Origin of the sequence: Serratia sp. AXJ-M (genome assembly GCF_046531865.1) — a bacterium.
Lineage (GTDB): Bacteria > Pseudomonadota > Gammaproteobacteria > Enterobacterales > Enterobacteriaceae > Serratia > Serratia liquefaciens.
The window spans coordinates 3020848-3042807 of sequence record NZ_CP059394.1; the positions used below are offsets into that span (position 1 = coordinate 3020848).

Consider the following 21960-nt stretch of genomic DNA (forward strand, 5'->3'; position numbering starts at 1 on the left):
CTGCGTGCCTCTGCCGCAGCGCCCCGTTTTCCGTTGAGTAGCTGCCGTATGCCGATGAAAAAAGTCACCTCTCACGATGTCGCCCGCGTGGCCGGCGTTTCACGCACCGTGGTGTCACGCGCCTTTTCCAATCAGGGCCGGGTCTCGCAAAAGAACCGCGATCTGGTGATGCGCGTCGCCAGTCAGTTAGGCTATGCGCCAGACGCCATCGCCCAGAGCCTGCACAGCGGCAAAACCGGCTTTGTCGCGGTGGTAGTGAACCACTTTCACGATTTGTCTGACCTGGAGTTTTTCGATCGTCTGGTTGAACAACTGCAGAAGAGCAACCGGCAGGCGGTGATGATCCGCCTGGAAGGCATTGACGATCCGGCCAACTACCTGAAGCAAACCATCTCTTACCATGTCGATTCTGCCGTGGTGTTCGCCGACAACATCAGCGCGCGTGCAGCAAAAGATCTGTTTCGCATCGCTACGCCCATTATGCTCAACGGTTTGGCGGGCGACGCCCTGTGCGACGCTCTCAACGCCGATGAGTCACCCAGCCTGCAACAGCTGGCGGCACTGATGGCGCAAAAGGGTCAACGCCGCGTGGCGCTGCTCGGTGGCCGCAGCAGCGCCCACGGTGAACAGCTGCGTCAACAAACCTTTCTGGCTCATGCCGCACAGCAGCAGTTAGAGATTGTCGCGCAGCTGAGCGGCGACTACAGCTACCTGAGCGGCTTTAACCTCGCGCCGCAGCTGCTCGACGCGCTTCCGGCTCCGCAGGCCATTTTCTGCACCGCAGACTCCATGGCGATGGGGGTGATGGACTATATTCGTTTGCACACTTCGCTGCAGATCCCTCAGGACGTCGCGGTTTACGGCTTCGACGATATCCCGATGGCAGCCTGGCCGAGTTACCAACTCACGTCGGTACGCCGAGATATGGACGCAATGATCGCCGCCATCGTTCGGCTGGTCGAACTGCGCAGCGGCAGCCCCCAGGCTGCGCCGCAGCAGGTAACCATTCCCACCGAGTTGGTGGTTCGCGCGTCCTGCTAAACCGGTAGGGGTGAGCCTGTTCGGCCCAATTTAACGCATTGATGATGCTATTGGGCGCAGCATGCCGCGCCCCTTCCATAAACCACAGAGCAGCGGGTCAACGGGTGGTTATAATCTCCGCATCGCGCAATTCCGGCGCTGCCATACCGCTCTGCCACAGCCAATACTGAATTGGGCCCGGGCAGTTAAGGCTGACGACCTTATGCTTTCCGTCCTTATCGATGGCGTGAATAGTCACCCCTTCGGTGTAGCCATCTTTCAGGTAATTCAGATCCTCGATGGCCTCGTACACCGCCTGTTCCAGCGTCATGCCCATCTTCATATACAGCACCACTGCGCGGCTGGTACCGCAGCGAATGGTCATTTCCCCGGTGTGGGTACAGGCACAGGCGCCATAGCGGCTGTCGGCATAGGAGCCGCTGCCGATGATCGGGCTGTCCCCCAGTCGCCCCGGATATTTCCACGCCCAGCCTGACGTTGACGTCGCCGCGCTGAGCGTGCGCCCACCATCCATGGCTAAAAATACCGTGGTGTCGCGCACCCGTTCTGGATCGGTGGCATTATTCGACAACCCTGCCAGTGGGATATTCGGCCAGTTGCGAAGCTGTTCGGCGTCCATCGCCTGCTCCAGTTTTTCCCACCAGACACGCTTGGAGTCGGCAATCAGGTTGTCACCCGCCAACGCGCCGATCTCAGCGGCGAAACGTGCCGCTCCGGCGCCCACCAGGATTTCATGGTTAAGATCTTCCATTACCCGATAAGCGACTTCCACCGGATGCAGATAGCCTTGCAACGCTCCCACCGCACCGGTGCGCAAGCTGTCGCCGTCCATCACCGAAGCATCCAGCTCCATCTCACCCAGCACGTTGGGCCAGCCGCCGAAACCCACCGTACGTACGCTCGGATCCAGCTCCACCAGCTTGATACCCTCAACGATGGCACGCAGGCCATTCTGCCCCTGTCGTAACCGTTCGGCAGACAGACCGATACCCGGATGTCCTTCAGAGTTTGCAATCACAATCATAGGGTTATGTTTCCCGCACGGCGTTCAGCGCTAAAAGAAAGGCACCGGTAATGACCGGTCATTCGCCCCCATGGAACACGTGTTCCATGGTGATTAAAAAATATCGCTGCCCACCTGAAAAGTCAAACCGAAGCGGTGAAAAGCGTGGCGTGACGCGCCTTTTCCAACAGGGCACACACCACTAAGCCCACAGGCACATTGTTCTACTACACTGTGATCTCACCAGAAGATTTCATCCCCCTGTGCCAGAGGAATCAAGATGTCCAAGAAAACTGTTGATCTCACCCAGCCTGCAGCACAGCACGATATCCGTACCTTTCTTGATGCGCTGAACTCCAGTGACGCCAAACCCCTGGAGCAGTTGAAGCCGAAAGAAGCGCGTAAGGTGATGGAGGGCCTGCAAAGCGGTACCGAAGTCCCTCTGCGTGAAGTCGAAATCAGCGAAAAAACCATTCACGTCGATGGCCAGGATATCCTGTTGCACATCGTGCGGCCGGCCAAAGCAAAGGAGAAGCTGCCGGTATTCATGTTCTTCCACGGCGGCGGCTGGGTGTTGGGGGACTTCCCGACCCACGAACGGCTGGTGCGCGATCTGGTCCACAGCTCCGGCGCGGCGGCGGTGTTCGTTAACTACACCCGATCGCCGGAAGCGCCTTACCCTGTCGCCATCAATCAGGCCTACGCGGCGACCGAATGGGTGGCCGAGTACGGCGAGAAAATCAACGTTGACGGTTCACGTCTGGCGGTCGTCGGCAACAGCGCCGGCGGCAATATTGCGGCGGTGGTCAGCCTGATGGCGAAAGATAAAGGCACGCCTGCCCTGCGCAGCCAGATCCTGCTATGGCCAGTGACCCACGCCAATTTCGATACCGAGTCTTACCACCAGTTCGGCGAAGGTTATTTCCTCACCCGCAATATGATGAAATGGTTCTGGGACCACTACACCACCGATAAAGCCCAGCGCAAAGAGATCTACGCCTCGCCGCTTAACGCCACGCTGGAACAGTTGAAAGGCCTGCCACCGGCGCTGGTGCAAACCGCCGAGCTGGACGTGCTGCGCGACGAAGGCGAAGCCTACGCCCGCCTGCTCAATGCCGCCGGAGTCGAAGTCACCTCCACCCGTTATAACGGGCTGATCCACGACTATGGCTTGCTCAACGCGATCGCAGAAGTCCCGGCGGTGCACTCGGCCATCCATCAGGCCGGGCGCGCGCTAAAACATTATCTGGCCTAAGCTCAGCCGACATAATGGCAGGCCACCCGATGTCCTGCCGCTACCTGCCGCAATGCCGGGGCCTGTTCCCGGCATTGCGCAGTGGCCTGCGGACAGCGAGTGTGAAAGCGACAGCCCTGCGGCGGTTGGGCAGGATCAGGTAATTCTCCCCGGGCCATCGCCTGCGGCTGACGGTGCGGATCCAAACTGGGTACCGCGGCCAACAGTGCCTGAGTGTAAGGGTGCAGCGGCCGACGAAACAGCGCATCGCGATCGGCGCTTTCTACAATCTGCCCGAGGTACATTACCGCTACGTCCTGACACAGATGCTCCACCACCCCAAGATCGTGCGAAATAAACAGGAAAGTCACCCCCTGCTGTTCCTGAAGATCGGAAAACAGGTTGATGATCTGCGCCTGAATAGACACGTCCAGCGCCGAAATCGGTTCGTCGGCGACGATAAACTCCGGCTGCAGGATCAGCGCGCGGGCTACACCGATGCGCTGGCGCTGGCCGCCGGAAAATTCGTGCGGGAAGCGCCCGTAATGCTGTGCCGACAACCCGCAGATTTCCAGGGTGTCTATCACCCGGTCTCGCAGCTCGCTCTTTTGCGCCAAACCGTGCTGCAGCAGCGCTTCGCCAATCGCATCGCCTACCCGCATTCTCGGATTCAGAGAGCTATACGGGTCTTGAAACACCAGTTGCATCTTCGGGCGCATCGCGCGCCGCTCGCGGGCGCTGAGCGCATCTAACGCCTGTCCTTTGAACAGTACCTCACCGGCGGTCTTTTCATGCAGCCCCAGCAGGGTTCGGCCTACGGTGGTTTTACCACTGCCGGACTCCCCCACCAGGCCAAAAACCGTTCCCCGGCGAATGCTGAAGCTGACATCATCCACCGCCCGCAGTTGCCCGGTGGTCTGACCGAATAGTCCTTCACGCAGCGGGAAATATTTCTTCAGCCCTTTTACCTCCACCAAGGGTTCAGCCAACATGAATACGCCCCCCGGCATTCAGGAAACAGGCGGATTGCCGCCGCCGATCGCCATACAATGGCGGGATACCGTCACGGCAGCGGGCGCTCGCTTTGTCACAGCGTTCGGCAAAGGCGCAGTAGTCCGGCAAACTGGCCAGATCGGGCACCTGACCGGGGATCGAATACAACCGCCGCCGTCGCTGCCCCGCCACCGGCCGCGAGGCCATCAATCCCTGAGTGTAAGGGTGCTGCGGGTTGGCCAGCACTTCATGCGTGGCACCCTGCTCGACAATACGCCCGGCGTACATCACCACCAGCCGATCCGCCATCTGGGCAATCACCCCGAGATCGTGAGTAATCAGCATCATCGCCATATTGTGCTTACGCGCCTGCTCGCGCAGCAGCGCCAGAATTTGCGCCTGCACGGTGACATCCAACGCGGTAGTGGGTTCGTCGGCAATCAGCAACGCCGGCCGGCAACTGATGGCCATGGCGATCATGATGCGCTGCAGCATGCCACCGGAAAGCTGGTGCGGATAGCTGGTCATCAGCTGTTCGGCGCGTGCCAGTCCGACCTCGGTAATCAGCGCCGTGGCCTCCCGCCAGGCCGCTTTTGGCGCAGTCCCCCTATGGCGGATTAACGGCTCAACCAACTGCTCACCGATGGTCAGCACCGGGTTCAGCGCGCTCATCGGCTCCTGAAAGATCATCGCCAAACGGTTACCGCGTAAATCGGCCATCTGTTGCGGGCGTAGTTTCAGCAAGTCCTGGCCGTCGAAATGGATTTCACCACCGTCGATTTGCGCCAGCGGTTGCGGCAGCAGCCCCATCAGCGCCATCGCGGTCACGCTTTTACCGCAGCCGGACTCACCGACGACCCCCAGCGTTTGTCCGGCGTAAAGGTCAAAACTCACCTGTTGCACCGCCCGCACCCGCCCTTGTTCGCCCTGGAAGGCTACCGACAGTTGATTAAAGGCCACCAGCGGTTGGCTCATCGTCTTACCCCGTTCATTTTTGGATCAAGCGCGTCTCGCAGGCCGTCGCCGAGAATATTAATCGCCACCACGGTGATGAAAATCGCCAACCCCGGCGGCATCCACAGCCAGGGGCGACGTTGAAAATCGATCAGGCTGTTGGCGGCGTCCATCATGTTGCCCCACGACGGCATTGGCGGCACCACGCCCAACCCCAGATAGCTCAGGGCCGATTCACTGAGAATGGCATTAGCGACGCCCATGGTGGCCACCACCACCAGGATCGGAATGGTATTGGGCAGCAGGTGGCCGAAGATACGCCGCCGGGTGGATAACCCCAGCACCTCAGTGGCCAGCATGAAGTCACGCTCGCGCAACGACAAAATTTGCCCACGCACCAGCCGCGCCAGCGACGGCCAGCCCAGCAGGCTGAGCATGATCATCACCATGTAAATACGGTAGTCCGGCGAAACGTCCAGCTCCGACAGCATCGCTCCCATGATGATCAGCAGCGGCAGGCTGGGAATGGTCATCAACAGATCGGCAAAGCGCATAATCAGCTTATCCACCACGCCGCCAAGATAGCCGGACAGCGCCCCCAGCAGGTAGCCGAGCGTGACCGACAACAGCATCGACACCAGGCCAATGGTCAGCGAAATACGCCCCGCCAGCAGCAGGCGGGTATAAATATCGCGACCGAGAAAATCGGTGCCCAGCCAGTGTTGTGCGCCGGGTGCCTGATTGATATTCAACGCATCGCCGGCATCGTCCTGCCAGGGCGACAGCATCGGGCCGAACAGGCACAGCACCGCCATCAACACCAACAGCAGCAGTGAAATCATCGCCAGGCGGTGACGCCGCAGCCGCTGCCAGGCCTGGGCGGTCGGCGGTGGTGATAGCTGCGCCAACGCCGGGAGTTGCGCTTGCCGCCAACGGCGACGACGCCCGAAAAACAAGGATGCCAACATAGTTACCTCAAACGAATGCGCGGGTCGGCATAGGCGTACAAAATGTCCGCCAGCAGATTGCCTAAAATGGTCAATACCGCCAGAAACAGCGTAAAGCCCATCAATACCGGGTAGTCGCGCGCCGCCAGCGAATCGAGATGGATGTGCCCGGCACCCGGCCAGTTGAAGATTTTTTCGGTGATCAGCGCACCGGAAAACAGCGCGGGTAGCTCAAAACCCAACAAGGTGATGATCGGCAACAGCGCATTACGCAGCGCATGCCGCAGGATCACCGTCTTTTCCTTCAGCCCCTTGGCGCGAGCGGTACGAATATAATCCATGCGGATCACGTCCAGCATACTGGCGCGGAAATAGCGCGTCAGGGTGCCGGCCTGCAGCATCACCAACGCCAGCACTGGCAGCAACAGGTGCGCCGCCACGTCCAGTGCCCAAGCCAATCCGCTGGCTTCGCTACCGGTGCGCAGCATGCCACCCGCAGGCAGCCAGTGCAGATCGACGGCGAACCATTTGATCAGCAACAGACACAGGAAAAAGGTGGGAAACGACATGGCACCGAACACCGCCACGGTCACCAGATGATCGAACAGCGAATAGGGTTTCATCGCCGAGGCGACACCTACCGCCAGCGCAATGCCCCAGTACAGTACCAGCGCCACCGACGCCAGCAGGAAGGAGTTCCAGATATACTGGTTCAACAAGGTACTGACCGGGATCTGGTATTGCAGCGAGAAACCGAGATCGCCCTGCAGCAGTTGACCGAGCCAGTGCAGATAACGGCTGAACAGTGGCTGATCCAGCCCGTACAGCGCCCGCAGCTCGGCCGCGCGCTGCGGCGTCAGGTTGATGTTGCCGTCGATGAAGTCGCCGGGGGTCAGCGCGAAAATAAAGAAAATCAGCAGCGATGCCAGCAGCATCATCGGAAGGGTTTGCAGCAAGCGGCGCAGGATAAAATTTCTCATGGTGTTTTCCGTCACCGCTGCCCAAACCGGCGCAGCGGTGCCTTACCGTTACTGAGCGATCTTGACGTCCGGCAGGCTGCCGGTCAGGCCGTTGTATACGTCCGGTTTAAAGCCGGTGACGCGTGCACTGCTGGCGCTGAGCACTTTACGGTTCCCCAACAGGATCACCGGCGGATCTTCAGCCAGCACCTGATACAGATGGTGATACAGCGGCTTACGCTGCTCGATGTCCAATGTGGCGTTAGCCTCGCCAATCAGTTTGTCCACCTGCGGATTGCTATAGCCGGTTTCACTGACCTGACTGATGAAATCGCGTACCCCGTCGTGCGGATCATTCAGCCCGCTGGTACTGAGCGACGCCAGATCGTAATTACCGGCCTTGCGTTGCGCCAGCAGCGCATTGAAATCCAGCACCTGCGGCTTCAACAGCACGCCAATCTGCCGATAGTTATCTTTGGCAATCGGCACCAGCGCGTCGTTAATCAGCTTTTTGGTCACCAACAGCGTCAGCTCCAGCTTTTTGCCGTCCTTCTGGCGAATGCCGTCCGCTCCCGGTTTCCAACCGGCCTGATCCAGCAGTTGCTTGGCTTTGTTGACATCGTAAGCATAGGGGTTGATCCCCTTGGGATCATAAGCCCAGGATACGGGTGAGATCGGCTGATTGGCGACCGAACCGTAACCCTGGTAGACCACGGTGATCAGCTTTTGCCGATCCAGCCCGTAAATCAGCGCCTGACGCACACGCGCATCCTGCAGTGCCGGGCGTTTAAAGTTGAAATCCACCCGGCTGTAGTCGCTCGAGCTGTACAAATTGATATTGGCGAAGCTGAGGAGCTTCAGCTGTTCAATATCATCCGGTTTGGAAGTAAAGGCGTCGTAGTCGGTTTCACCGGTCTGGAACAGCTGGAAGTTGGTAGAGGGGTTGGTCACGCGGTAAATAAAACGCGCCACCGCTGGCTTACCGAGATAAAAGTTCGGGTTGGCGTGAAAACGGATCTCCTGTCCCGGCACGTATTTGTCGTAAATATAAGGGCCATTGCCTAACGGCTTGCCGTTCAGCGCACGCACGCTGTCCAGCTTACCGCGCTGATACTCCTTGCCGTAATAGGCTTTCGACAGCACCGGCCCGCCGATCAGCTGTAGCGTAGTCGCCCCCGGCTGGGTGGTGGTGATTTGAAGCGTACGATCGTCGATCACCTTTAGCCCGCTGATGCTGGGGGCAGTTCCGTTCTTGTACTCCGCCCCGCCCTGAATGTGCGCCGGAGTAATGTCGGTCTCTCCGTCATAGGCCGGGTCATGCAGCAGCGTCAGGGTAAAGGCAATATCTTCGGCCTTGATTGGCGAGCCGTCGCTGTTGACCAGATTAGGCCGCAGTTTAATGGTGTAGACCCGGTTGTCCGGGCTGACCTGCCAGGACTCTGCCAGCCGCGCCACCGGCTTGCCCTGGCTGTCCAGACCAATCAGCCGGGTAAAGATCACGTCGGTGACGTTCTCATCCCAGCCATTGCTGAACAGATAGGGATTAAAATTACCCTGAGGTTCAAGAATACCGGCCACCACGGTGTCTTTACGCAACTTGGCCGCCGCCGGCACCAGGCTGGCATCGCTGGCCGGGGTAATACCTTCCGCCAAGGTTTCCGCCTGCACGCTGAATGCCAGCCCCACGGCACAGGCGATCGCCAGCGTAACCAGTCGCTTTTGTAAAGGTTTGATTGCCTTGTTTTTTATTTTTCTCACCCACTGCCCCTCGTTTACCCGTTGATAAATGTGACAAAATTTATCGCAGAGTAATCGGCGGCCGGGAGGCTGTCTAACAACGAAACCGGCATTCTATTGCCGGAAATCGCAATATGAATTTTTCTATTGCGATAGCCGGCCGTTGGGTGGAGTTTAGCCTGCCGGCTCGAGCTGCCGGATAAGTTTGGCTAAGGTCTGGATAGCCGCTTCATGCTTGTCGCTCCAGTCGAAAGAGGCGTTCAGTCGGAAGCAGTGGTTGAAATGGTTGCCGGTGGTGAACATCCTGCCCGGCGCGATACTCACCCCCAGCGCCAGCGCGCGCTGATACAGCTCCATCGACGACAACGCCGGATCCAGCTCTACCCACAAAAAGTAACCGCCATCTGGCTGGCTGACCTTCACGGTCGGAGGGAAGTGGTGAGCAATCGCCTGACGCATCATGCTCTGACGCTGAGCCAGCAGCCGACGCAAGCGCCGCAGATGGGTATCGTAGCCACCATGCAACAGATAATCGGCGATCGCCAACTGGGTGGGCACGCTGGTGGATACCGTGCTCATCAGTTGCAAACGCTGGATCTGCTGTGCGTAGCGCCCGGCAGCCACCCAGCCCACGCGAAAGCCCGGCGCCAGACATTTGGAAAACGACGAACAGTGCAAAATCTGTCCGCCCTGGTCTAATGCCTTGGCCGGCTGCGGGCGCTCAGCGCTGAAGTACAGTTCGCCGTAAACATCGTCCTCAATCAGCGATATCTGCCGCTCGCGCAACATGCCCACCAGCCGCTGTTTATTCTCTGCCGGCATCGAGGCGCCCAATGGATTCTGGAAGTAGGTCATCAGCCAGCAGGCCTTGATCGGGTACTGTTCCAAGGCATGTTCCAACGCATCCAGATCGATGCCGTCCTGCGGATGGGTCGCGATCGCCACCGCCTTTAACCGCAGCCGCTCCAGCGCCTGCAACGCCCCGTAAAAGGCCGGGGACTCGATCGCCACGTAATCCCCCGGCTGCGTCACCGCTTGCAGGCTAAGGCTCAGCGACTCCATGGCTCCGGCGGTAATCACGATTTCATCCGGGGCGACCTGCATGCCGCTTAAAGCATAACGCTGGGCAATGTTGCGGCGCAGCGCGTCGTTGCCGGGCGGCAGGTTAGCCAGCGAACTGTGCGGGGTAAATTTGCGCGCTACGCTGCTCAGCGCCCGCGCCAGCTTCGGCTGAGCAAACAGCGTGGCATCCGGAAAGGCCGAACCGAACGGGACAATGCCTGGGTCTTTGCACGCCTGCAGCACGTCGAAAACAAAGGTGTTGATGTCTACCTGCTCGCTCAGCAGCAGTTTCTCCCCGCGCGCCGGCTGCGGCAGCGGCTGCGGACGCGCCGCCACGTAATAACCGGACTGCGGGCGCGCAACGATCCAGCCCTGGCTCTCCAGCAGTTGATACGACTGCACCACCGTCATCAGACTCAAGCCGGCGCGTTTACCGCTTTCCCGCAGCGAAGGCAGCTTGTCCCCCGCCCGCCATACCCGGTTCTGGATCTGTTCACGAATTTGTTGTGCAAGCTGCTCGTATCTGGTCATAGGCCTTAACTGTTATATGAAAAAGTGAAATAACTGTCACTATTATAGTCACTGTACTCCGTGCTTAACTTGACGCCAAGCTTTCCACAAAAAAATTACAGCTATACTGAAGAGGTTATTTTATGTCCAACCCAAGGAGGCGCCATGCTGGGTCTTGATGCACTGGAACTTGCCAGAATACAGTTCGCCTTCACCGTTTCTTTCCATATTATTTTTCCCGCAATCACCATAGGTTTGGCCAGTTATCTGGCGGTGCTGGAAGGGTTATGGCTGAAAACGCGCAATGAAGCCTATCGCGATTTGTACCATTTCTGGTCAAAAATTTTCGCCGTCAACTTCGGCATGGGCGTGGTTTCCGGGCTGGTAATGGCCTATCAGTTCGGTACCAACTGGAGCTTCTTCTCTGAGTTTGCCGGCAGTATTACCGGCCCGTTGCTGACCTATGAAGTGCTGACCGCCTTCTTCCTCGAAGCCGGTTTCCTTGGGGTGATGCTGTTCGGTTGGAACCGCGTCGGGCCAGGGTTGCACTTCTTCGCGACCTGCATGGTGGCGCTGGGCACCCTGATTTCCACCTTCTGGATCCTGGCTTCCAACAGCTGGATGCAAACGCCGCAGGGTCACGAAATCATCAACGGCCAGGTGGTACCGGTCGACTGGCTGAAAGTGATATTCAACCCGTCATTCCCCTACCGTCTGTTGCACATGTCGACCGCCGCCTTCCTGTCTTCGGCCTTCTTCGTGGGCGCTTCCGCCGCCTGGCACCTGCTGCGCGGGCGTGATACGCCGGCAATGCGCAAAATGCTGTCGATGGCGATGTGGATGGCGCTGATCGTCGCACCGGTACAAGCCCTGATTGGTGATGCGCACGGCCTGAATACGCTGAAGTACCAACCGGCGAAGATTGCCGCCATTGAAGGCCACTGGGAAAACCCGCCGGGAGAGGCCACGCCGCTGATCCTGTTCGGTTGGCCGGATATGGAGCGTGAAGAGACTCGCTTCAAGCTGGAAGTGCCCTATCTTGGCAGCCTGATCCTGACTCACAGCCTGACCGAACAGGTCCCGGCGCTGAAATCCTTCCCGCCGGAAGATCGCCCCAACTCCACCGTGGTGTTCTGGTCGTTCCGCATCATGGTAGCGCTCGGCATGCTGATGATCCTCGCAGGGGTGTGGAGCCTGTGGCTGCGCTGGCGCGGCGGGCTGTACCAGTCGCGCCCCTTCCTGTACTTCATCCTGTGGATGGGGCCATCGGGGCTGCTGGCGCTGCTGGCGGGTTGGTTCACCACCGAAATCGGCCGACAGCCGTGGGTGGTCTATGGCCTGCTGCGTACCAAAGATGCGGTCTCCGCGCACGGTGATTTGCACATGAGCATCAGCCTGCTGGCGTTTATCATCGTTTACTGTTCGGTGTTCGGCGTGGGCTACTCCTACATGATGCGCCTGATCCGTAAGGGACCGCAGCAGCATGAAAGCCATGAAGACGACACGGACGGCAGACCGGCTCGCCCGCTGTCTGCGGTAAAAGAAACTCTGGATGACAGGAGCTGAGCATGGGCATTGATCTTCCGTTGATTTGGTTTGTGATCATCGTGTTCAGCACCATGATGTACGTGGTAATGGACGGCTTTGATTTGGGTATCGGCATCCTGTTCCCCTGGGTCAAGGACAGCGGTGACCGCGATGTGATGATGAACACCGTCGCACCGGTGTGGGACGGCAACGAAACCTGGCTGGTACTGGGCGGTGCGGCGCTGTTTGGCGCCTTCCCGTTGGCCTACGCGGTGATCCTCGATGCGCTGGCCATCCCGCTCACCCTGATGCTGTTCGGGTTGATTTTCCGCGGCGTGGCCTTTGAATTCCGCTTCAAGGCCAAGGAAGAAAAGCGGCATATCTGGGATAAGGCGTTTATCTGGGGCTCTCTCTTCGCCACCTTCAGTCAAGGGGTGGTGGTGGGCGCCATCATCAACGGCTTCCCGGTCAACGGCCGTAGCTATGCCGGTGGTGCTCTAGACTGGCTGACGCCGTTCGCGCTGTTTTGCGGGTTGGGGCTGGTGGTGACCTATGCACTGCTGGGCTGTACCTGGCTGGTGATGAAGACCGCAGGGGATCTGCAGGCACGCATGTATCGGTTGGCGACGCCGCTGCTGATCACTTTGCTGCTGGTGTTGGCGGTGGTCAGTATCTGGACGCCGATTGCCCATCCCGAGATCGCCAGCCGCTGGTTTACGCTGCCAAACCTGTTCTGGCTGCTGCCGGTGCCGGTATTGGTGTTGCTCAGCGCCTGGGGTATCCAGCGCGGCGTGAAAAACGCGGCGCACTATTCGCCGTTCTTGCTGACCCTGCTGCTGGTGTTCCTCGGCCTGAGCGGCTTGGGCATCAGCATCTGGCCGCTGTTGATCCCACCGTCCATCACCCTGTGGGACGCCGCAGCCCCACCGCAAAGCCTGGGCTTTATGCTGGTCGGCGCGCTGTTTATCATCCCGATTATCTTGGTCTACACCTTCTGGAGCTACTACGTGTTCCGCGGCAAGGTCAGCCATGAACAGGGTTACCACTGATGAGGGAAGACATTATGCAAAATAAAACCGCATCCGCTCCGGCCCCCTGGTGGAAGCGCGTTGGCTGGCTGGTGATTATCTGGAGCGCCAGCGTACTGGGGCTGTTCCTGGTCGCCTCGATGTTCCGCCTGCTGATGACCGCCGCGGGCATGAAATCGGAATAAGTTGAGCGCTATCTGGCCGAAGTATTGGGGAAGTAGAAGGAAATAACCAGCGTTACCAAGGGTAGCGCACCAATTTTCAACAGCTCGAACACTTGCCTGATAGGCTCGCTTTGATCCCAATAAGCGTGGGCGGTAAAACGCCCACGCTTATCACGAAGATCCCGCACAGCACCTGACGCGCCAAGCGCAAACGTTCCATTTCATCGAAGACCAATATCTCCTTCAGGTACCCCCTGGCGGCCTCATCGTGCAGGTTTGCGTTTTCGGTGCTCATGGGAAGATCCCCACGACTCGCCCCACGGCCTCCAGCTCTTTGCCATTCTCCCGCACGATGCCAAGGGACGTTCCGTTCTGTTTCATCCAGTGCTTATCGGCTATGGCTATCAACGCAAAGGCCATCTTGATCACCTCGGTTTTCTCCATCCCATGGCGCCGGGCTATATCATTCAGATCGTCATCAATCTTATTGGATAAACGGATCGGCAAACTGCGCATACTCCACCTCCTGTGGCTTACTGTCAGTGAGATAGAGTTTACGTGAGCCGCACGGCCTGTTCAATTAGTGAACTGCGTAACGTCTCGCAAATTCAATATGTTGCAAGACTTGCGTTTAGCCACGATCAGCTGGGCTTACGCCCCATAGCGCTGAGAAAACGTTGCTGTAACCGCAGCAGCTCCCTCAGTTCAAGAACCCGATAATCAATGCCAAAACGCGGGGCAACCTCTTCAATGATGCGACTCAATGCCGGGTAGTGCCGGTGATTCCAATGGGGAAACAGGTGGTGCGTCAGGTGCAGGTTAGCCCCGCCAAGCCAATACCCCAGCCACGCCGGTGAAGCTTGCCAGTCAAAGGTGGTGGCAAAAACATGCTGATACCAACCGTGCGCCAACCTTCCCTGTTCGGGGGCCTGATAAAAGTTGGCTTTGGCCCAGTGGGTGCCGACAATCAGCATCACAAACACCAGCGAAGACAGCATCTGGCTGAGCAGATAGGTCAGTAACACCGTGCCGACGCCGATCGTCGGCGGCGTGAGCCACAGCGGAATGGCCAGCGCCAGGGTAAAATGCGCCAGCTTGCCCAACAGGAAAATCCCCCACCCCTTCCGGCCCTGGAACATCATCTTTGGCGTCATGCGGGTTTTACCGGCGCGATCCAACCAGTCGAACAACCAGATGTAATAAGGGAAAGTCAGCGCCGCGACGATCGGCCAATAGTAAGGCTGAAGGCGCATAAACGCCTTGCGGCGCTGGAACGGCGTTTGGCGCAACACCCCGTTGGGTTCAATGTCCGGATCGTAACCTTCGATGTTGTTATAGGCGTGGTGGAAAATGACATGCCGCACTCGCCAGCAGTCGGCATCCAGCCCCAGGGGCATACTGACAAAGATGTTAAGCCAGTGATTTAACCGTGCGCGTTTGAAAACGGCATTATGCGAGGCGTCGTGTACTACATTCACCGTTAGCATCATGGCGGAAAAAATAAAGCCGACGTAACAGCCGAAATAGGCCCAGAAATGTTGCTGCTGCAGGCTCAGCGCGTAAAAACCGGCGCACAGCAGTATTAGCGCCAACAGCTTGGCGAACATTCTGCCGTCGGCAAAACGGTGATCGCCGCGCGTCGCCAGGTAGGCCTGGCTGGCCCGCATCAGCTCCTGATGGATCTCACTCGCCTCTCGCTGGAACGCCAAAGGCGGCAGCGGTGTGGTATCCGGCATTTTCATTGTGGTGGCTGCCCCATAGCACGTAAAAAACGTTGCTGCTGTCGCAACAATTCACGATAACCGATACAGCGATAATCCATGCCGTGTCGCGCCGCCGTCTCAGCCAATATGGCAGCCAGCGCCGGATAATGGCGATGATTCCAGCCTGGGAACAAATGGTGAGTAAGATGATAATTCAACCCGCCGGTCAGATGGTGCAAGCTCTTCGGCGAAGTTTCCCAGTCGCAGGCGGTGGCGAAGTTATGCCGATACCAGCCCTGCGGCATCTGGCTGCCTGCCGGCACCGCATAAAATTCGGCTTGCGCCCAGTGCGTGCCCAACAGCAAAAAAACCACCAGTAACGAGGCCAGCATTTGGCTAATCAAATAGGCAATCAGTACCGTTTGCCAGCCGATGCCATTTTGTTGTGCCACCACCAACGGGATCACCAGCACCAGCAACAGGTGACACAATTTCCCGGCAATGAACATTGCCCAGCCCTTACGGCCCGGCAATACGCCCTTGGTCGCCAACGGTGTTTTGCCCAAGCGATCCGACCAATCGAACACCAGCGCAATGTACGGCAGCGACAGCGCGGCAATCAGCGGCCAGTAAAGATGTTGATAGCGCATATAAGCCCGCCAACGTTGGAACGGGGTTTGGCGGAAAAAGCCGTTCTCTTCCGTATCCAGATCGTAATGTTCGACGTTGGCATACACATGGTGATAGCTGACGTGCCGGGTTCGCCAGTAATCCGGATCGACGCCCAGCGGCAAAGTCACCAGCCGCCCGGCCAGACGATTGACCCACGGCGTGCGGGCGAAGGCGTTGTGCGAAGCATCGTGATTGACGTTGACGTTGAGCAACATGCCCATCATGACAAAAGCGAAGTAACTCAGCATAAAGGCCAGAGCCTGGTGCTGCACCAAACTGAGCAGGTAGAAACCCACGCAAAGCAGCAGCAAAATCATGGCCTTGGCCCAACGGGCCGCATCGGCAAACCGGTGATCGTCGCGAGCGCTCAGATAAGCATGCGCCCGTCGTTTCAATTCCCGATGAAACGCCTGTTCCCCCGCAACGGGGAAACTCAGCGGCGGCAAATCAGCCATACGCGGCCTCCTTTTGGCGTCCCCAACCGACCGCGACAGCGCAACCGTGCAACACCATGGCACCGGCTACGCCCCACCAGAGAGCAGACTGCCCATCGGGCATGCTCAATAACCACAGGGGGAATGCCAACGTCACCAACAGCCAAACGCCTACGCCCCAGCGGCGACCTTCAGCCATCCCACCCAAGGCTATCGCCCCGGCCGCCAACAACACAAACAACGCCGCCTGCTCGCCGGTCACTCCGCCATACCCGTAACCAAAACGATAAACATAACCCAACACCAGAGCGAACAGCAGCATCGCCCCGCTTACCAGGCAGCCGGCGGAACAGCGGAAATGCCCGCCCTTGCTCGAAGGCTGGAAAGGCAGCTTGAAGTAGCGCATAAACGGCAGGTTACTGGCCCAAAACGGGTTGGCGGAAGATTTGTCGCCACGCACGCCATAGGTAAAGGGCTCCGTCGGCAGCGCCGGGCAAAAGGTGCCAAACAGCTTGTCCCAGAAGATAAAGCTGCCGCCGAAATTCCGGTTGGAATAGGCCAAATCTTTAACGTGGTGCACCCGATGATGCGCCGGTGTCACCAGGATGTGCTCCAGAAAGCCGAGTTTTGGGGTTACCGAATTATGGTTAAACAACTGGATGCTGTAATGCAGGATAGAAACGGTGATGAACACCGACAGCGGCACGCCCGCCAATGCCAACAGCATAAAGAACGGGATCGAAGTCAGTGACGAATACCACGAGTTGCGCACGCCCAGCGACAGATTGAAATGCTCGCCCTGGTGATGCACCACATGCACCGCCCACAGCAGGCGGAAACGGTGGTGTAACCGGTGCAGCCAGTAAAAGCCGAAATCCCAGGCCAGTATCGCAAACAGCCACATCAGCACCGGCGGCCAACCGTCCAGCCAGCCTTGATTAAAATGTGTGGCCACGTAGCCGTAGCAGGCTATCTCCAAACCGCGAAACAGCCACAGCATGATATGTCCTGAGTTGAGGTTGAAAATCACGTCATGCCAATCCACGCTGCCCTTGCGCCGCCACTGTAGCCACAGGGCTTCCCCCAGCACCACCAACAGCATAAACACGATAGGTATCACCAGATCGATCATGACTCTTCCCCCTGCCGTACGCCCCAGCCAATCCCTTGAACTCGCTGGCAGACGTAGCCCACGCCCCATGCCAACGCCGCCCCACTGAGCAAATCCACAAACAGGTGCCGACGCAGTTGCAAGATAGAAAAGGCAATCGCCAGCCCCCAGACGATCAGCAACGCGCTGCGCAGTTTTTTGCGGCTTTCCGCCGCTGCCCACACCGCCAATACCGTCAGGGCGATATGCAGCGAAGGCAGGCAGTTTTGCGACGAATCGACGCTGATCAACCTCGCCAGTAAATCGCCGCTCACCGAATCGGACGGAACGATCGGATAGTTCATCGTCGTCGGCCACAGCAGATAAATGGCTCCCGCCAGCAAGGCGCTGAGCTGCATGGTACTTCTGAGCCATTTTAGCCGGTTTAACGGGCAAAGCAGATAGCACAGCGGGATAATCAGGAAAAACGACAGATACAGCCAGATGGCGTGCGGGCTGAACGGGATCGCCCGGTCGACCCAACCTGGCGTCAGCAGGTGGCCGGCACCTTGCCAGCGATCGCTACCGTGGTAGATGACCCCGACAAATCCCCACCCCAACAGCATCTGCCATAGGCGATAAACAACGAGTTTCATCCGGCCTCCGGCATGCGAACAATGCGGCGACGCTTGGCATCAAACTGCGGCATGATCGCCTGCGCTTGCAGGCGCCACGTCAGTTGCTCCGTGGCAATACCTTGCTGTTCGAACAGCGCGATCAATTGCCGTTGGCAATTCGCCAACGCCTCCGGGCTGCAATCGGCCATCAGATGCAGCTCGCTGTCGCCCCGTTGCGTCAGCCGATAATCCGCCACCGCCGGCAACGCATTGGCTATCACGCGGCGACACAGGTCGGCGAAGACCTGCTGCATTGCGCCCTGCCTGGCCGGTAACAGCAGTTGGTCATCGCAGCGCCCTTCGATACGATCCAATGCCATGGTCGCCAGCCCGCAGGAACAGGGCTGTTCGCGCATCACCAGAATATCGTCCAGCCGATAACGCACTATCGGTTGGGTACGGCGGGTAAAATCGGTAATCAACGGGATAAAACGCCGCTCGTCGATCCACTGCGGTTCGACATGAATAAACTCTTCGTTCAGATGCAAAGTGCCGTGGCTGCAGGTCGCGGCCAAAAAACCTTCGGTGGCTTGATACACTTCCCCCACCTGCGCAAACGCCCGCTGCAGGCGCTGGCGATCCTGCGGTTCCAGCACTTCGGCCACTGAAATCACTTTTTTGACGCTGAGCTTGAGTTCGCCGCGTTCAACGGCATCAGCCAGGGCGCACAATACCTGGGCCGGGGCCACGATAATCGTCGGCTGTTCACGTTCAATCTGCGGCAAATGTTCGGCAAAGGGAGCGAACAGATCGTAAAACGACAGGCTCAGCCAACGGTTATTGACGCTGTGGTACAGGTTGTTGTCGGCCCGTAGGAACAGCGCGACCTTCTCCCCGGCAAACACCCCCTGCGGCAACATTTTTGCCAGCATGCCCCCGGCCCAAATCTGCTGCTCTTGCGGGCTGACGACGAACACGCCGCGCCGCCCAGAGGTACCGGTAGATAAACCGACGCTGTAGTTGCCCACTTTAGGGCTGAAATCGCGATCGCTTTCGCTGCGCCGGGCACAGGCCAAAAGCGCCTCCAATCGCAGACCGGCGGTGTTCATCCGATCGAAATTGGCCATCATCACCGCCTTGTCCATCGTTGGCCACGCGGTCAGAGGCAATGAACTATAGGGCTGAAAATAGGGACTGTTCGCCAATACGCGCTGGGCAAACCGCTTCAGCTGGCGCGCCTGATAGGCCTCCAGCGCCGCCCGTTGGGTAAAGCGCAGTCGCCGCGCGCGCAGGTAGTGCCATAGCGTCATCAGCGGGATCATAAATCCCCCTCATGACATAGGCGGATCTCCGCAGCGCCGCCAAGATAGAGCTGGTTGAGCGCGCCCAGGGTGTCGTAATAGCTGCGCGGATTATCCATGATCAGGTTAGCCAACCGCGAAGGGCCACGCAGTTGCTGATAGTTCAGCGGCGACCAGGCGGCATCGCTGGCCAGCAGCGTCCAACCGGCATCGGTCAGGACAAAGGCCCCAAGGTGCCCGGCGGCGTGCCCCGGCAGCGGCACGATAACAATTTCTCCACCGCTGCCCGGCAGCACATAGCCCTGTTGGAAGGGGGCCAATGCGGCAGGCAGGCTTTGCTGCGGAAATGCCTCGACGAACTGCAGCGCAGATTCAAAACCTTCCGGGATCAATCCTGGCACAAACGCCCTTTTCAATGCGGCAAAACCGCGCAGCTCTCGGGTTTGCTGCCACCCTTCGCCGGAGCAAATCATCTTCAGGCTGCTGAAGTCTCGCAGACCGGCAATGTGGTCCGCATGAAAGTGCGAAATGATCACCGCCTCGATATCGCCTGGGTTCAGCCCCAGACTGCGCAACTGTTCCAACAGTGCCTGCTGCGGACTGAAATAAACCGGCGTCACCTGGCGATAAAGCCGAAAAATGCCGCTGGCGGTGTAATGTTCAAAATGGCTGGCATAACCGGTATCCCACAGCCAGCGGCGCTCGCCGACTTCCAGCAGATAGGCCCGGGAAGGAAATTTACAGGTGCGCATCGCCGAACCGCGCAGCGCCATGCAGCCCAGATGAGTGCAATAACCGATTTCAAAGGTCGTGATATTAGCCATCTGCGCTCATCCCCTGTTGCTTTAACCACTGCGCCGTCAGTTCGATCCCCTGCTCCAGGCTGTAGCGCGGCCGGTAACCCAGCACCTCTATCGCCTGGGTGTTATCCAGCGTCATGTCGAAATAGGCTGCCGCAACGCTATAGCGGGTCAGCATCGGTTCTTTACGGGTGACGTGCGCCAACAGCTCCATCCCCGCCGCAACGCCCGACAATAAGGGATAAGGCACCGCTTTGACGGCGTATTGCCAGCCGAGCTGCCGGTTGAGCAACTGGTGCAACATATCGGCCAGCCGCTGCGGCTGTTGGTTGGTGATATTGAAAATGCTGCCGGACGGCAAACCCGGTTGACGGCTGGCGAGATCCATCGCATGCACCACGTTGAGCACAAAGGTAAGGTCCAGATAAGCCGAACCGCCCCCCGGCAAACGCAGCAGGCCTTTATCGCCCTGCAGCTGCGCCAGTATCCTGGGCACAATCACCCGGTCATGAGGGCCGAACAGGCCGCGAGGGCGCAAGATCAGGTAGGTGGTTTGCGGATAATCAGGCAGCAGCGCCGCAATACGTTGCTCGGCAGCAAACTTGCTGGCGGCATAGTGATTGGCAAAGCAGGGGGAAACATCCGCTTCGGTCACGTTGTGACGATGACTGAAATCGAAATAAACCGCCGGCGTCGAAATATGAATGAACCGCTGCACTGCGCAACGTCCGGCGGCATGGGCCAGTTTTTCCGTCACGCAGGTATTGGCTTGATAAAATGCCTGGCGGCTCCCCCAGGGAGAAGATTTTGCGGCGCAGTGCCAGACAATATCGTAGCCCGCCATTAACTGCTCACACTGCCCGTCGTCGGCGAGGGTCAGCTCCAGCGCGGTAAACTTGGCGCCCCGTGCCGCCAACTGCCGCCCCACGGCGATATCACGCCCGGTGGCATGCACCTGATGCCCGGCGGCCAACAGCCACTCGGCGGCGTTGCGCCCCAGCCCGCTGGTCGCTCCGGTGATCAACACTCTCATGGCAGCAGTACCAAGCCGCCCAGCGTTAAACCGGCGGCGGTGCCGATCAGCATCACCGGACGTCCGGGGTGCAGCCTGCCGGTGATCGCCGCTTGGTGCAGGGTCGAAGGGATCGAAGCCGCCACCTGATTGCCCCGGTACCGATAGATATCCACCAGGGCCTGCGGGGAAACGTGCAGCCGCTTGCGCATATGTTCCAAAGAGAGATGGCTGGCCTGATGCGGTACCACGGTGGCGATTTGCGCCAGGTTTAGCCCCGCAGCCGACAACAAGCGGCCAAGGAAACTTTCGATCAGCGCCGACGCCTGGCGGAACAGCTGCTTGCCCTTCATATGGAACAGAAAGTCACTGTCGTTCATGCCGGCGCGCGGATTACAGCGCGTCCCCCCGGCCCTGATTTCACACAGATCGCTGCCTTCCGGGTGGGTTTCCATCAGGTAGGACAAAATACCGCTACGCCCGTCACCGCGTTCGACAATGGCACAGGCCGCGCCATCACCGAAGATCAATGAAGACTCTTCGTCTTCCCAGTCGATACCGCGCGAAGCAATATCGGCAGAGACAATGGCAATACGCCGATAAACGCCTGTATTGAGTAACCCCGCCGCCACCTGCAATGCGGAAATAAAGCTCACGCAGCTGGTGTTGATATCAAAGCTCGCAATACCCGGCCGCAGTCGTGCCAGTTTAAGAATATGGGCGGCGCTGAAAGGCAATGCCTGCACCGCGATGGCCGAGGCAGAGATCAGCAGATCGATGGAGTCTCGCGGGATCGCATGGCGGGCAAGAGCATCGTCCAGCGCGGCAACGGCCAATTCGGCCTGGCTGGCATCATTGTCGGCATGGAAACGATGAATAATGCCCGAACGTTTTTCTACGTAACCGGCCGACTTGTTCAAGCGACGATCCAGCGCCGAGGATTCGACGCACTGCGGCGGCAACGCCGCGCCGGTCGCAATAATTTTAAGAGGCAATAAGCTTTGGGAAAGGCTATTTAGGGTCATTATCGTTGTTCAGCCTGTGTGTCCATTATTCCGTTGGCCGACTCTCAAGCGCGGTTAATGATTCAAACCCCGCTATCCTCAGCCACACCCTTGTTTGACATCAGTATAAAGAAAAACCTAAGTGGCATTCTTACTGATTGATTCCGT

The 21960-nt window shown here is 58.6% G+C and carries 21 protein-coding genes and 1 pseudogene; 5 read left to right on the forward strand and 17 right to left on the reverse strand.

What is annotated here, in order from left to right; genetic code table 11:
- Window positions 1-48 precede the first annotated feature (48 nt).
- A complete protein-coding gene (locus H0S68_RS14185; protein ID WP_122079646.1) occupies window positions 49-1041 on the forward strand; it encodes a LacI family DNA-binding transcriptional regulator in 993 nt (330 codons plus the stop codon).
- 97 nt (window positions 1042-1138) lie between these two features.
- On the opposite strand, the gene H0S68_RS14190 is transcribed toward H0S68_RS14185, so the two are convergent.
- Window positions 1139-2065, reverse strand: coding sequence for a N(4)-(beta-N-acetylglucosaminyl)-L-asparaginase (locus H0S68_RS14190; protein WP_129982710.1), 927 nt, complete (start codon window positions 2063-2065; stop codon window positions 1139-1141).
- A gap of 259 nt (window positions 2066-2324) precedes the next feature.
- On the opposite strand from H0S68_RS14190, the gene H0S68_RS14195 reads away from it, so the two are divergent.
- Window positions 2325-3299 (forward strand): alpha/beta hydrolase, encoded by a 975-nt coding sequence (locus H0S68_RS14195; RefSeq protein WP_128864735.1) that lies wholly within the window; start codon window positions 2325-2327, stop codon window positions 3297-3299.
- Window positions 3300-3301: 2 nt separating this feature from the next.
- Here H0S68_RS14195 and H0S68_RS14200 read toward each other — a convergent pair whose 3' ends face one another.
- The 6 genes from H0S68_RS14200 to H0S68_RS14225 form a co-directional block, all read right to left on the reverse strand.
- Window positions 3302-4270 carry an ABC transporter ATP-binding protein gene (locus H0S68_RS14200; protein WP_048760175.1) on the reverse strand — a complete coding sequence of 323 codons (969 nt, stop codon included), beginning with the start codon at window positions 4268-4270 and terminating at the stop codon, window positions 3302-3304.
- Window positions 4260-5246: an ABC transporter ATP-binding protein gene (locus H0S68_RS14205; protein WP_020827417.1), complete on the reverse strand. Its 987-nt coding sequence runs from the start codon at window positions 5244-5246 to the stop codon at window positions 4260-4262. The genes H0S68_RS14200 and H0S68_RS14205 overlap by 11 nt, the downstream gene beginning before the upstream one ends.
- A complete protein-coding gene (gene opp4C, locus H0S68_RS14210) occupies window positions 5243-6193 on the reverse strand; it encodes an oligopeptide ABC transporter permease (RefSeq protein ID WP_122079649.1) in 951 nt (316 codons plus the stop codon). The genes H0S68_RS14205 and opp4C overlap by 4 nt, the downstream gene beginning before the upstream one ends.
- 2 nt (window positions 6194-6195) lie before the next feature.
- Window positions 6196-7152: an ABC transporter permease gene (locus tag H0S68_RS14215; protein ID WP_020827419.1), complete on the reverse strand. Its 957-nt coding sequence runs from the start codon at window positions 7150-7152 to the stop codon at window positions 6196-6198.
- A 48-nt stretch (window positions 7153-7200) separates the two neighbouring features.
- Window positions 7201-8889, reverse strand: a complete 1689-nt coding sequence (locus tag H0S68_RS14220; RefSeq protein ID WP_115058626.1) for an ABC transporter substrate-binding protein — start codon at window positions 8887-8889, stop codon at window positions 7201-7203.
- A gap of 153 nt (window positions 8890-9042) precedes the next feature.
- A complete protein-coding gene (locus H0S68_RS14225) occupies window positions 9043-10461 on the reverse strand; it encodes a PLP-dependent aminotransferase family protein (RefSeq protein WP_046373304.1) in 1419 nt (472 codons plus the stop codon).
- 144 nt (window positions 10462-10605) lie between these two features.
- Here H0S68_RS14225 and H0S68_RS14230 point away from each other — a divergent pair, with 144 nt between their 5' ends.
- The 3 genes from H0S68_RS14230 to H0S68_RS14240 are packed head-to-tail and all read left to right on the forward strand — an operon-like array spanning window position 10606 to window position 13180.
- Window positions 10606-12006, forward strand: a complete 1401-nt coding sequence (locus H0S68_RS14230; RefSeq protein WP_020827422.1) for a cytochrome ubiquinol oxidase subunit I — start codon at window positions 10606-10608, stop codon at window positions 12004-12006.
- 2 nt (window positions 12007-12008) lie between these two features.
- Window positions 12009-13016: a cytochrome d ubiquinol oxidase subunit II gene (gene cydB / locus H0S68_RS14235; protein ID WP_020827423.1), complete on the forward strand. Its 1008-nt coding sequence runs from the start codon at window positions 12009-12011 to the stop codon at window positions 13014-13016.
- 14 nt (window positions 13017-13030) lie between these two features.
- On the forward strand, window positions 13031-13180 hold the full coding sequence (locus H0S68_RS14240; RefSeq protein WP_071844604.1) for a DUF2474 domain-containing protein: 150 nt from the start codon (window positions 13031-13033) through the stop codon (window positions 13178-13180).
- Window positions 13181-13188: 8 nt separating this feature from the next.
- Here the strand turns inward: H0S68_RS14240 and H0S68_RS14245 are convergent.
- The 10 genes and pseudogenes from H0S68_RS14245 to H0S68_RS14290 all read right to left on the reverse strand — a co-directional run bounded on the left by H0S68_RS14245 (window position 13189) and on the right by H0S68_RS14290 (window position 21813).
- Window positions 13189-13454 (reverse strand): annotated as a pseudogene (locus H0S68_RS14245) (hypothetical protein).
- Complete coding sequence (locus H0S68_RS14250; RefSeq protein WP_020827426.1) at window positions 13451-13675, reverse strand: hypothetical protein; 225 nt, start codon at window positions 13673-13675, stop codon at window positions 13451-13453. The pseudogene H0S68_RS14245 and the gene H0S68_RS14250 overlap by 4 nt, the downstream one beginning before the upstream one ends.
- A gap of 125 nt (window positions 13676-13800) precedes the next feature.
- Window positions 13801-14895: a fatty acid desaturase family protein gene (locus H0S68_RS14255; protein WP_201896453.1), complete on the reverse strand. Its 1095-nt coding sequence runs from the start codon at window positions 14893-14895 to the stop codon at window positions 13801-13803.
- A 2-nt stretch (window positions 14896-14897) separates the two neighbouring features.
- Window positions 14898-15989 (reverse strand): fatty acid desaturase family protein, encoded by a 1092-nt coding sequence (locus tag H0S68_RS14260; RefSeq protein ID WP_116690287.1) that lies wholly within the window; start codon window positions 15987-15989, stop codon window positions 14898-14900.
- The gene (locus H0S68_RS14265; protein ID WP_217331353.1) at window positions 15982-17100 is read right to left on the reverse strand and encodes a sterol desaturase family protein; all 1119 of its coding nucleotides are present in this window, start codon (window positions 17098-17100) and stop codon (window positions 15982-15984) included. The genes H0S68_RS14260 and H0S68_RS14265 overlap by 8 nt, the downstream gene beginning before the upstream one ends.
- Entirely contained in the window at window positions 17097-17714 is a 618-nt protein-coding gene (locus tag H0S68_RS14270) for a phosphatase PAP2 family protein (RefSeq protein WP_020827430.1), read from the reverse strand. The genes H0S68_RS14265 and H0S68_RS14270 overlap by 4 nt, the downstream gene beginning before the upstream one ends.
- The gene (locus tag H0S68_RS14275; RefSeq protein WP_410528781.1) at window positions 17711-18997 is read right to left on the reverse strand and encodes a F390 synthetase-related protein; all 1287 of its coding nucleotides are present in this window, start codon (window positions 18995-18997) and stop codon (window positions 17711-17713) included. The genes H0S68_RS14270 and H0S68_RS14275 overlap by 4 nt, the downstream gene beginning before the upstream one ends.
- Window positions 18994-19800 carry an MBL fold metallo-hydrolase gene (locus tag H0S68_RS14280; protein WP_129940753.1) on the reverse strand — a complete coding sequence of 269 codons (807 nt, stop codon included), beginning with the start codon at window positions 19798-19800 and terminating at the stop codon, window positions 18994-18996. Before H0S68_RS14280 ends, H0S68_RS14275 begins: the two co-directional genes overlap by 4 nt.
- Window positions 19793-20809 carry an NAD-dependent epimerase/dehydratase family protein gene (locus tag H0S68_RS14285; RefSeq protein WP_410528782.1) on the reverse strand — a complete coding sequence of 339 codons (1017 nt, stop codon included), beginning with the start codon at window positions 20807-20809 and terminating at the stop codon, window positions 19793-19795. The genes H0S68_RS14280 and H0S68_RS14285 overlap by 8 nt, the downstream gene beginning before the upstream one ends.
- Complete coding sequence (locus tag H0S68_RS14290) at window positions 20806-21813, reverse strand: 3-oxoacyl-[acyl-carrier-protein] synthase III C-terminal domain-containing protein (RefSeq protein WP_410528783.1); 1008 nt, start codon at window positions 21811-21813, stop codon at window positions 20806-20808. The genes H0S68_RS14285 and H0S68_RS14290 overlap by 4 nt, the downstream gene beginning before the upstream one ends.
- Window positions 21814-21960: the final 147 nt, after the last annotated feature.